At 64.2% G+C, this 13,089-nt stretch carries 1 protein-coding gene (running past one end of the window); it reads left to right on the top strand.

Translation table 11 applies throughout. The features are described from left to right. Positions 1–13,089, top strand: the 3' portion of a protein-coding gene (locus AB1J88_RS11140; protein ID WP_430291075.1) for a non-ribosomal peptide synthase/polyketide synthase. It extends 1,908 nt beyond the left edge of the window; only the last 13,089 of its 14,997 coding nucleotides appear in the window; its start codon lies beyond the left edge, outside the window; the stop codon is at positions 13,087–13,089.

The raw sequence follows: 13,089 nt of genomic DNA, 5'->3' as shown, positions 1-13,089 counted from the left end.
CCTCGCGAGTGGCTGGCGGCTTATCCACAGAGCGCGCCGGACGTTGCAGTCAATGGCGAGCATCTGGCCTACACGATCTACACCTCCGGTTCCACCGGCAAACCGAAAGGCGTGATGGTGCGCCACGCGGCGCTGAGCAACTTTGTCGCGAGCATGATCAAGCAGCCGGGCCTCTGTGCCGCCGATCGCATGCTGTCGCTGACCACCTTCTCGTTCGATATTTTCGGCCTGGAAATCTACGGCCCATTGCTGGCCGGCGCTTGTGTGGTGCTGACTGGCAAGGATGTGCATCAAGACCCGCAAGCGGTGCTCGAACTGATCGAGCGTCATGCCGTGACGGCGCTGCAAGCCACGCCTTCGACCTGGCGCATGCTGCTGGACAACGAACAGGCGCCCATCCTTTCGGGCCGCACGTTCCTCTGTGGCGGTGAGGCGCTGCCGCAGGAACTGGCGCAACGCATGCTGGCACTGACGCCGAGGGTGTGGAACCTCTACGGCCCGACCGAAACCACTATCTGGTCGGCGCAGCACGCCTTGAGTGCGGACAACAGCCGTCCATTCCTCGGCACGCCGATCGACAACACCGCGTTGTACATCCTCGGCAGCGACCTGGAGCTCAATCCGCTCGGCGCCCCGGGGGAATTGCTGATCGGCGGCGACGGCCTCGCTCGTGGTTACTTCCAGCGCCCGAGCCTGACTGCCGAACGCTTTGTCCCGGATCCCTTTTCGACAACCGGCGCGCGTCTGTACCGCACCGGCGACCTGACCCGTTACCGCGCCGAAGGCGTGATCGAGTACATCGGGCGGATCGACCATCAGGTGAAAATCCGTGGTTTCCGGATTGAACTCGGCGAGATCGAAGCGCGTTTGCTCGCCCTCGATAGCGTGCGCGAAACCGTCGTAGTCGCTCAGGACGGCCCGACCGGACCGCAACTGGTCGGCTATGTGGTGCCGACCGCCGACGCTTTTGATGAAGGCGGACTGCGCGCCGCATTGAAAGCCAGCCTCAAGGCCGAGCTGCCGGAATACATGGTGCCGGCGCATCTGTTGTTCCTCGCGCAACTGCCACTGACGCCGAACGGTAAAGTCGACCGCAAAGCCTTGCCGACACCCGACGCCAGCCAGCTGCAATCGACTTACATCGCCCCGCAAACCGCCACTCAGCACAGCGTTGCCGAAATCTGGCAGGCGGTGCTCAAGCTTGATCGCGTTGGCCTGAGTGACAACTTCTTCGAACTGGGCGGCCACTCGTTGCTGGTCACGCAAGTGGTCTCGCGCGTACGTCAGGCGCTGAACGTGCAGGTGCCGCTGCGCACGTTGTTCGAACACAGCACGCTGGAAGACTTCGTCGCCGCGCTGGGTGTCGATCAGGCGCATCGGGAGCCACCGATTGTTGCCTTGCCACGCCAGCAACCGCTGGCGCTGTCCTATGCCCAGGAGCGTCAATGGTTCCTCTGGCAACTGGAACCGACCAGCACCGCTTATCACGTGCCGGCGGCGTTGCGTCTGCGCGGTGAGCTGGATCTGCCGGCGTTGCAGCGCAGCTTCGACGCGTTGATCGAGCGCCACGAATCGCTGCGCACCTGCTTCGTCGAACAGCAGGGTCAGACCCTGCAAGTGATCCAGGCTCACGGCACGCTCGATCTGCAGGTGCAGGACGTGGCGGCGGAGCTCGACGAGGCGGCGCTGCAAGCGCTGGTCGCCGCCGAAACCCTGCACCTGTTCAATCTGCAGCAAGGCCCGTTGCTGCGGGTCAAACTGCTGCGGCTGGCCGCCGATGACCACGCGCTGGTCATCACCCTGCATCACATCGTCTCCGACGGCTGGTCGATGAATGTCATGGTCGATGAGCTGGTGGCGTTGTATGCCGCCTACAGCCAAGGCCAGAACGTGCAATTGCCGGCGCTGCCGGTGCAATACGCCGACTACGCCGCGTGGCAGAAACAGTGGATGGACGCCGGTGAACGCGAGCGGCAATTGAGCTACTGGACCGCACAACTCGGCGATGGCGATCAACCGCTGCTGGAGCTGCCGACCGACCGTCCGCGTCCAGCCGAGCAGAGCTATCGTGGCGCCCGTCGCGAGATCCCGCTGAGCCTCGAACTGGCCACCGCGCTCAAGCACCTGGCGCAGCGCGAGAACGTCACGCTGTTTGCGCTGTTGCTGGCGTCGTTCCAGACCTTGCTGCATCGCTACAGCGGTCAGGCCGATATCCGCGTCGGGGTGCCGGTGGCCAACCGCAACCGGGTCGAGACCGAAGGCCTGATCGGTTTCTTCGTCAACACCCAGGTACTCAAGGCCGAGTTCGACAGTCAGCAGACGTTCCGCAGCCTGCTGCAGCAAGTGAAAAACACCGTACTCGGCGCGCAGGCGCATCAGGATCTGCCGTTCGAGCAATTGGTCGACGCGCTGCAACCGGAGCGCAGCCTCAGCCACAGCCCGCTGTTCCAGGTGATGCACAACCACCAGAGCCAGGTGCGTCAGGCGCAGGGCGCCACGCGGCTGCCAAAACTGGCGATTGAAGGCTTGCCTTGGGCGTCCAGTACTGCGCAGTTCGACTTGACCCTGAACACTTTTGAATCGAGCGACAACGTCTGGGCCGAGCTGACCTATGCCACCGACCTGTTCGACGTCGAGACCATCGAGCGCCTGGCGCAACACTGGACCCGTCTGCTGCAAGGCATCGTCGCCGACAGCACTCAGCGCATCGCCGAACTGCCGCTGCATGACGCCGCCGAACGTGCGGCGACCTTGCAGCAGTGGAACCCGGCCATCCGCGATTTCCCGAGCGAGCAGTGCCTGCATCAACGGATCGAACAACAAGCCGCCCGCGCCCCGCAAGCGATTGCCGTGAGCTGTGCCGGGCAGTCCCTGAGCTACGGCGAGCTCAACAGTCGCGCCAACCAGTTGGCCCACAAGCTGATTGCCAGCGGTGTCGGCCCGGATGTGCGCGTCGGTCTGGCGGTGGAGCGCAGCCTCGACATGCTGGTCGGCCTGCTGGCGATTCTCAAGGCCGGCGGCGCCTATGTGCCGCTGGACCCGACGTATCCGGAAGAACGCCTGAGCTACATGATCGGCGACAGCGGCATCGCCTTGCTGCTGACCCAGAGTCATCTGCTGGGTCGTCTGCCGGTGCCGGATTCGCTGCGCAGCCTGATGCTCGATCAGGAACGTGACGGTCTGGAAGGCTACAGCGACAGCAATCCGCAGGTGCGCATGAGCCCGGACAACCTGGCTTACGTGATCTACACCTCCGGTTCTACCGGTCAGCCGAAGGGTACGTTGCTGGCCCATCGCAACGTGTTGCGCCTGTTCGAGGCCACTGTTGCGTGGTTCGATTTCGGTGCCGCGGATGTCTGGAGCCTGTTCCATTCCTACGCCTTCGATTTCTCGGTGTGGGAGATTTTCGGGGCACTGCTGTACGGCGGCAGACTGCTGGTGGTGCCTTACGAGGTCAGCCGCTCGCCGGAAGATTTCTTCGCCCTGCTTTGCCGCGAAGGCGTCACCGTGCTCAACCAAACGCCGTCGGCGTTCAAGCAATTGATGCAAGTGGCGTGCGCCCCGCAGCACGCGGCGCAAGCACTGGCGCTGCGTTACGTGGTGTTCGGCGGCGAGGCGCTGGAGGTCAAGAGCCTGCGTCCGTGGTTCGAGCGTTTCGGCGATCAGGCACCGCAACTGATCAACATGTACGGCATCACCGAAACCACCGTGCACGTGACCTACCGGCCGATTACGCTGGCCGACTTGCAGCGTGACGCCAGCAGCCCGATCGGCGAGCCGATCCCGGACCTGTCCTGGTACTTGCTCGACGGTGATCTGAATCCGGTCGCCAAAGGTTGTATCGGTGAGCTGTACGTCGGTCGCGCCGGCCTGGCTCGCGGTTACCTGAACCGCGCGGACCTGACCAGCCTGCGCTTCATTCCCGACCCGTTCGCCGCCGATGGCGGGCGTCTGTACCGTACCGGTGACCTGGCGCGCTACCGCGCCGACGGCGTGATCGAGTACATCGGGCGGATCGACCATCAGGTGAAAATCCGCGGTTTCCGTATCGAACTTGGCGAGATCGAAGCGCAGCTGCTGGAACAGGCTGCCGTGCGCCAGGCCGTGGTACTGGCGCAGCCGGGCCTCAGTGGTCAGCAACTGGTGGCGTATCTGGTGCCAGGCGACGCCGCGCTGCTCGACGCAAGCCCGGCCGAACAGGCGCTGTGGCGCGACAGCGTGCGCGCCGAACTCAAGGCCAATCTGCCTGATCACATGGTCCCGGCGCACCTGTTGCTGCTGGCGCAATTGCCGTTGACCGCCAACGGCAAACTCAACCGCAACGCCTTGCCGTCACCGGACGCCAGCCAGGCGCAGCAGACCTATCAGGCGCCGCAAAGCGCGATGGAGCAGGGGCTGGCGGCGATCTGGCAGGACGTGCTGAAGCTGCCGCAAGTCGGCATCCACGATAACTTCTTCGAATTGGGCGGCGACTCGATCATCTCGATCCAGGTGGTCAGCCGTGCCCGTCAGGCCGGCATTCGCCTCAATCCCAAAGACCTGTTCCAGCACCAGACCGTACAGCGTCTGGCGTTGGTCGCGCAGTGGGGTGGCGACGAATCGACCATTGATCAGCAAGCCGCGAGCGGTGCAGCGGTGCTGCTGCCGATCCAGCAGCAATTCTTCGCCGACGAGATTCCGCAGCGTCATCACTGGAACCAGTCGGTGCTGCTGCAACCGCGGCAGGCGCTGGACGCTGAAAAAGTCGAGCAAGTGTTGCGCGCACTGGTGGCTCATCACGATGCCTTACGCCTGAGCTTCACCCAGCGCGATGGCGTGTGGCAGGCCGAGCACCGCGCGGTCGAAGCGCTGCCGCAGAACCTGCTCTGGCAGGAGGACGTGGCCGATGCCGCCGCTCTTGAAACCTTGGGTAATCGCGCCCAGCGCAGCCTCGATCTGCAACACGGGCCGCTGCTGCGTGCGGTGCTGGCAACTCTGGCCGATGGCACGCAGCGTCTGCAGTTGGTGATTCATCACCTGGCGGTGGACGGCGTGTCGTGGCGGATTCTGCTGGAAGACCTGCAAAACGCTTATCAGCAATTGCTGAATGATCAGCCGTTGAGCCTGCCGTCCCGGACCAGCGCCTTCAAGGACTGGGGCGAGCATTTGCAACGTTACGCCAACAGCCCGGCGTTGCAGGCAGAGCTGGCTTGGTGGCAGGCCTGCCTGAGCGATGTGAGTACCGATCTGCCGTGCAAACGCGTTGACGCCAGCGAGGACAATCGTCTGGCCCAGACCGTACAAACCCGCCTCGGCGCCGAGCTGACACGGCAACTGCTGCAAGAGGCCCCGGCGGCATACCGCACTCAGGTCAACGACCTGTTGCTGACGGCGCTGGCGCGAGTCATTGGACGCTGGAGCGGGCAGGCGTCGACGCTGATCCAGCTCGAAGGCCACGGCCGCGAAGCACTGTTCGACGGTGTCGATCTGACCCGCACGGTGGGCTGGTTCACCAGCCTGTTCCCGGTGCGCCTGACGCCGGTAGAGACGCTTGGCGAGTCGATCAAGCAGATCAAGGAACAACTGCGCTCGATCCCCAACAAGGGCATCGGTTTCGGCGCCTTGCGTTACCTTGGTGATGCGCAGGCGCAGCAGAGCCTGCAGGCCTTGCCGAGCCCGCGCATCACCTTCAACTACCTTGGGCAGTTCGACGGCAGTTTCGCCGGCGACGAGGCTGCGCTGTTCGTGCCGTCGCCGGACAACGCCGGCCTCGATCAGAGCCCGGAGGCGCCGCTGGGCAACTGGTTGACCCTCAACGGTCAGGTGTATGGCGGCGAGCTGCGGGTGGGCTGGACGTTCAGTAGTGAGCGCTTCGACAGCGCGGTGATCGAAGCCCTGGCCGCAGATTACGCCGCAGAACTCGCGGCATTGATCGGCCATTGCCTGACCCCGGGCGTCGAAGGCCTGACCCCGTCGGACTTCCCGTTGGCCGGCCTGACGCAGGCGCAGCTTGATCAGTTCCCGCTGGCACCGCGCCAGGTCGCCGATGTGTATCCGCTGTCGGCGATGCAGCAGGGCATGTTGTTCCACAGCCTCTACGAGCAGGCCACCGACGATTACATCAACCAGGTCCGGCTCGATGTCGAAGGCCTCGATCCGCAACGCTTCCAGCAAGCCTGGCAAGCGGCGGTGGACAACCACGACATCCTGCGCAGCAGCTTTGTCTGGCAGGGTGAACTGGCGCGTCCGGTGCAGGTGGTGCACAAGCAACTGGACATGCCGTTCCGCGTCCTCGACTGGCGTGATCGTGACGATTGTCAGAGCGATCTGAATGCGCTGGCCGCAGCCGAACAGGCACAAGGTTTCGACCTGAGCCAAGGGCCGCTGTTGCGCATGGTCGTGGTGCGGCTGGACGAGCAGCGTTGCCATTTGATCTACACCAACCACCACATCCTGATGGACGGCTGGAGCAACTCGCAGTTGCTCGGCGAAGTCCTGCAACGCTACAGCGGGGTTGCCCAACCGCCACTGGCCGGGCGTTATCGCGATTACATCGAATGGCTGCAGCGCCAGGACGTGCAGGCCAGCGAACGTTACTGGACCGCGCAACTGGCTGACCTGCAAGCGCCGACCTTGCTCGCGCAAGCGTTGCAGGCGCAGCGCGGCGATGCACCGCGCGACGGCCATGGTGAACATTTCTGCGTACTCGACGCTGAGCAGACGCGGCGTCTGGGCGAGTTTGCGCGCCAGCAGAAAGTCACCCTCAACACGCTGATTCAAGCGGCATGGCTGCTGCTGTTGCAGCGCCTGACCGGCCAGCCGTGTGTGGCGTTCGGCGCCACGGTGGCGGGGCGTCCGGCCGAGCTCAAAGGGGTCGAGCAGCAGATCGGTCTGTTCATCAACACCTTGCCGGTCATCGCCAGTCCGCATTCGCCATCGAGCGTTGGCGAATGGTTGCAGAGCGTGCAGGCGCAGAACCTGGCCTTGCGCGAGCATGAGCACACCCCGCTGTTCGACATTCAGCGCTGGGCCGAGCGCAACGGTGAGGCGCTGTTCGACAACATTCTGGTGTTCGAGAACTACCCGGTGTCCGAGGCGCTGGCGCAGGGCGCACCGCAAGAATTGCGCTTCGGTGAAATCCACAATCATGAGCAGACCAACTATCCGCTGACGCTGCTGGTGCACTTGAGCGACGAGTTGTCGATGCACTTCAGCTACCAGTGCGAAAGCTTTGCCGCGCACAGCGTGGTGCAACTGGCCGGGTATCTGCAGCGCTTGCTCGGGCAGATGAGCGAGTCGGGGCAGCGTTCGCTCAGTGAGCTGAACCTGATCGAGCACAGCCCGCAGGCGAACACCGACTTCTCCACCGATCTATGCATCCATCAAGCCATCGCCCGTCAGGTGGCGGCGACCCCGGATGCCTTGGCGGTGACCTTCGCCCATACGCAACTGACCTACGCCGCACTGGACGCGCAGGCCAACCGTCTGGCGCACAAACTGCTTGAGTTGGGTGTTGGTCCGGAAGTGCGGGTGGGCGTGGCCATGCCGCGTTCCGAGCAGTTGCTGATTGCCTTGCTCGCGGTGCTCAAGGCCGGTGGCGCCTATGTGCCGCTGGACCCGGATTACCCGGCGGATCGCGTGGCTTACATGCTCGAAGACAGCCGCGCGCGGGTGTTGCTCACCGAGCAGGCCGTTGCCGCGACTCTGAGTGTGCCGGGCGATACGCAAGTGCTGCTGATGGATCAGCTTTCGTTGAGCGCTTTTCCGAGCAGCGCGCCGCAAACATCGGTCGCTCCGGACAACCTCGCCTACGTGATCTACACCTCCGGTTCCACCGGCAAACCAAAAGGCGTGGCGATTGCCCATCGCAACGTCATGGCGCTGATCGACTGGTCGGCCAAGGTCTATAGCCGCGAGGACATTCAAGGCGTGTTGGCTTCCACTTCGGTGTGCTTCGACCTGTCGGTGTGGGAACTGTTTGTCACCCTGGCCAACGGCGGCTCGCTGATCATCGCCCGTAATGCCTTGGAGCTGCCGCAACTGCCGGCCCGCGATCAGGTGCGCCTGATCAACACCGTGCCATCGGCGATCGCCGCGCTGCAGCGTTCCGGGCAGATTCCGTCGAGCGTGCGCATCATCAATCTGGCGGGTGAACCGCTGAAGCAAGCGCTGGTGGAGGCGCTGTATCAGCAGCCGACGGTCGAGCATGTTTACGACCTGTATGGCCCGTCGGAAGACACCACCTACTCGACCTGGACCCGCCGCAGTGCCGGTGGTCAGGCGCGGATCGGGCGTGCGCTCGAGCACAGCGCCAGCCATCTGCTGGATGCCGATCTGCACGCGGTGCCGCAGGGCGTTTCGGCGGAGCTGTACCTGTCCGGCGCCGGCATCACGCGCGGTTATCTGGGACGTGCGGCGATGACCGCCGAGCGCTTCGTGCCGAATCCTTTCGTCGACAACGGCGAGCGCATGTACCGCACCGGCGACCTGATTCGAGAGCGCGAGGAGGGCGAACTGGAGTACATGGGCCGGATCGACCATCAGGTGAAAATTCGCGGCTTGCGTATCGAGCTGGGCGAAATTGAAGCGCGTCTGCTGGCGCATGCCGCCGTGCGTGAAGCGGTGGTCGTCGCCAGCGAAGTGTCGGGCAGTCAGCAACTGATTGCCTATCTGGTGCCGAGCGATCCGGCGATCATCGACGCCAGCGCCGAGCAACAGGCCGCACTGCAGCAAACCCTCGGCAACTGGCTGGGCGCGACCCTGCCGGATTACATGGTGCCGAACCATCGCCTGTGGCTGGCGCAGCTGCCGCTGACCCCCAACGGCAAGATCGATCGCAAGCGCCTGCCGGCACTGGAGCTGAGTTCCGCGCAGTTGCATGTCGAACCGGCGAATGCCACCGAGCAGGCGCTGGTGGAGATCTGGAAGGAGGTATTGGGCCTTGAGCAGGTCAGCACCCATGACAGTTTCTTTGCCTTGGGCGGCGATTCGATCATCTCGATTCAGGTGGTCAGTCGCGCCCGTCAGCAAGGGCTGGAGCTGAGCCCGAAAGACCTGTTCCAGCAACCGACCATTCAGCAACTGGCCCTGTGCGTGCAAGCTGCCGAAGGGCGTGTGGCGCCGGAGCCGGCGCTGATCGACCTGCCGCTGCACGGCTTGAGCGAGGCGCAAGTGGCGCAACTGCCACTGCCGGCGGGGCAACTCGACGGGCTCTATCGCTTGTCGCCGATGCAGCAGGGCATGCTGTTCCTCGGCCTGAATTCGCCGGAATCGGACCTGTACGTCAACCAGTTGAGCGTTCCGGTGCAGGGCCTTGAGCCGCTGCGTCTGCAAGCTGCGTGGGAAAGCGTCAGCCGTCGCCACGACATTCTGCGCACCGGCTTCCTCTGGCAGGACATGGCCGAGCCGCTGCAATTCGTCCTCGCCGATCCGCAGTTGCCGTTCAGTCTGCTTGACTGGCGTGAGCAGGATCATTCGGCCGAGGCCTTGCAAGGCCTGGCGGATGCCGAGCGGGCCAAGGGCTTCGACCTTGACCGGCCACCGCTGCAACGGCTGACGCTGGTGCAAGTCAGCGAGCACAGCTATCAGCTGATCTGGACCTACCATCACATTCTGATCGACGGCTGGAGCAGTTCGCAGTTGATCGGTGAGGTGCTGAGCCAGTATTCCGGACGACCACTGGCCGACGCGGTGCCGTATCGCGGTTACATCAACTGGCTGCAACAGCAGGACGCGAACGCCAGCGAAGGTTTCTGGCGTCAGCACCTGAGCCGGCTCGACGAACCGACCTATCTGGCGGACGCAGTGACGCGTACCGGCAGCGGTCGCGGTCACCAGGCGCTGTACAGCCGTCTGGGCGAGGCCCGCACCGAACAGTTGAAAGCCTTTGCCCAGTCGCAGCAGGTCACCCTCAACACCTTGGTGCAGGGCGCGTGGCTGGTGCTGCTCAGCCGTTACAGTGGCCAGCGTTGCGTGGCGTTCGGCGCCACGGTGGCGGGGCGTCCGGCGAGTCTGCCGGCGTCGGAATCGATCCTCGGCCTGTTCATCAACACCTTGCCGGTGATCAAGGACGTGCCGGCCGAGCAGGCCGTGGGCGCCTGGTTGCGCGAGTTGCAGGACTTCAACCTGGAACTGCGCGAGCGCGAGTACACCCCGCTGACCGACGTCCAGCGTTGGGGCGGGCGTGCCGGGCAGTCGCTGTTCGACAGCATCATCGTGTTCGAGAACCACCCGATCGATCAGGCGCTGCGCGAGTGGCGCGATGATTCGCTGAAGTTTGGCGAGATCAATAACTCGGGCCTGACCAATTTCCCGATGGACCTGATGGTCACCCTCGAAGACGGGTTGGTGATCGAGTACATGTTCCTGCGCGAACATTTTGATCTGGCGACTGTGGAAGGCATCCGCAGCAACATGGAAGGCCTGCTCACGGCACTGGTTCAGGACGCCGGGCAGGCGCTGGGACGCATCGGTCTGCCGACCGGGCAAGTCGCGCCCGCACCGGACGTTGTCGCGCAAGCGCAGACTACGCTGGTGCACCAGCGCATTGCCGGTTGGGCCGCACAGCGTGCCGAACAAACCGCCGTGATCTTCAATGAGCAAGCCTTCAGCTACGGGCAGATCGACGCGCGGGCCAATCGTCTGGCACATGCGCTGATCGCCGAAGGTGTCGGTCCGGAAGTGCGGGTCGGTGTGGCCCTGCCACGCAGCGAAAACATGATCGTCGCGCTGTTGGCGGTGCTCAAGGCCGGGGGTGCCTACGTGCCGCTGGACGCAACCTATCCGCGCGAGCGCTTGAGTTATCTGATGCACGATTCGGGCATCGCCTTGCTGCTCAGCGATTCGAGTCTGCGTCAGGTGCTGCCGACCCAGGCCAACCTGCAGGTGCTGGAACTCGATCAGCTGGATCTGCGCGCTCGGCCGGATTCGGCGCCGCAGGTCGCGGTGCAGCCGGGCAACCTGGCCTACGTGATCTACACCTCCGGCTCCACTGGTCAGCCGAAAGGTGTCGGCGTGGCGCACGGACCGCTGGCGATGCACTGCCAGGCAATCGGCCAGCGTTACGAAATGAGCGCGGCCGATTGCGAATTGCACTTCATGTCGTTCGCCTTCGACGGCGCGCATGAGCGCTGGCTGACCACCCTGACTCACGGCGCGCGTTTGCTGATCCGTGACGACAGCCTGTGGACGGCCGAACAGACCTACGACGCCCTGCAACAGCATGGCGTGACCGTGGCCGCGTTCCCGCCGGTGTACCTGCAGCAACTGGCCGAACACGCCGAACAGCACGGCAATCCGCCGCCGGTACGAATCTACTGTTTCGGCGGGGATGCGGTGCCGGTGGCGAGTTTCGAACTGGCCAAACGCGCACTGCAACCGCAGTACATCATCAACGGCTATGGCCCGACTGAAACGGTGGTCACGCCGTTGATCTGGAAGGCCGCGGTCGACGATCAATGCGGCGCGGCCTATGCGCCAATCGGCAGCGTGGTCGGCGAGCGCAGCGGTTATGTGCTCGACAGCGACCTGAACCCGCTGCCGGCCGGCATTGCCGGTGAGTTGTACCTGGGTGGTGCGTTGGCGCGCGGTTATCTGGGGCGTGCCGGTGGCACCGCCGAACGTTTCGTTGCCAACCCGTTCAGCGCCGACGGCAGTCGCCTGTACCGCACCGGCGACCTGGTGCGCCAACGTGCCGACGGCACTGTCGACTATCTCGGGCGGATCGACCATCAGGTGAAAATCCGTGGTTTCCGCATCGAGCTGGGTGAAATCGAAGCGCGCCTCAAGCAGCAGCCGGGCGTGCGTGACGCTGCCGTGGTGGCCCGCGAGGGCGTCAGCGGCAAGCAACTGCTCGGCTATGTACTGGCCGCTGCCGAGACGCCAGCCGACGGCTTGGGCGAACGTCTGCGCGAGCAACTCAAGGCCAGCCTGCCGGATTACATGGTGCCGGCACACCTGATGGTGCTTGAGCGCATGCCGCTGACGCCGAACGGCAAACTCGACCGCAAGGCCCTGCCGAATCCGGACGCCGAACAGCGGCTGGCCTACGTCGAGCCGCGCACCGAGCTGGAAAAAGCCCTGGCGAAGATCTGGCAGGAAGTGCTGAAAATCGAACGGGTCGGGCTCACCGACAACTTCTTCGAACTGGGTGGCGACTCGATCCTCAGCCTGCAAGTGGTGGCCCGCAGCCGTGTGCTCAAGGCTCAGGGCCTGAGCCTGAAACTGCGCGATCTGATGCAGAAACCGAGCATCGGCGAACTGGTAGCGAGCGTTCAGGGCACGGCGGAAAAAGCCTCCGGGTTGCTGGCGATGAACGCCGAGGTCAGGGGCGTGGCGCCGCTGTTCTGCCTGCATGCCGGTTTCGGCACGGTGTTCGATTACGAGCCGCTGGCGCGGCGCTTGAGCGGTCAACGCCAGGTGTTGGCGATTCAGTCGCGGATGCTGCTGGATCCGGCGTTCAACGACACCTCGCTGCAGGAAATGGCCAGTGATTACCTGGCGCAGATTCGCCAGAAACAGCCGCAGGGGCCGTATCACCTGCTCGGCTGGTCGCTGGGCGGAACGCTGGCGATGTTGATTGCCGCGCAACTGGAACAGGCCGGGCAACAGGTCAAGTTTGTCGGGCTGGTCGACAGCTTCGTGCCGTCGGCGGCGGTTGACGCCGGGGCGGTCGATGACTGGCAAGCCGACCTGCGCGACTTCCTGCAGGTGACGCTGCCGGACGCCGCACCGGGCTTGTCCATCGACGGTGAAGAAACGCCGCACAATCTGCGTGCGCTGTTCCAGCGTGCGATGAGCGCCGAGCGCGGGGCGTCGACTTATGTGGCACTGGGTGCCGAAGAACTGGCGCAGGTGTTCAGCGTGGCGCGCCGGCTCAAGCAGTTGTCGCTCAAGCTTGAGCGTTGTGCGCCGTTGACCGTCAACCCGACGTGCTGGTGGACCTTGGGTCGCGAAGCCGAGGCATTGGAGCTGGCAGCGCAACTGGGACAGCCGGGCATGGGCGGCGAATGGCTGGATTGCGGGCACTTCCAGATCCCGCGCGATGAAACTTTCCTGTCCGAGGCTGAAGAAATGCTCGGCCAGATCGTTGAATCAGTAGTCATGTCCTGA

It is taken from the genome of Pseudomonas sp. S8, from assembly GCF_050473925.1.
Lineage (GTDB): Bacteria > Pseudomonadota > Gammaproteobacteria > Pseudomonadales > Pseudomonadaceae > Aquipseudomonas > Aquipseudomonas parakoreensis.
Note: the sequence above shows the minus strand (reverse complement) of the source record. Positions and strands in the feature narration are given on the sequence as shown.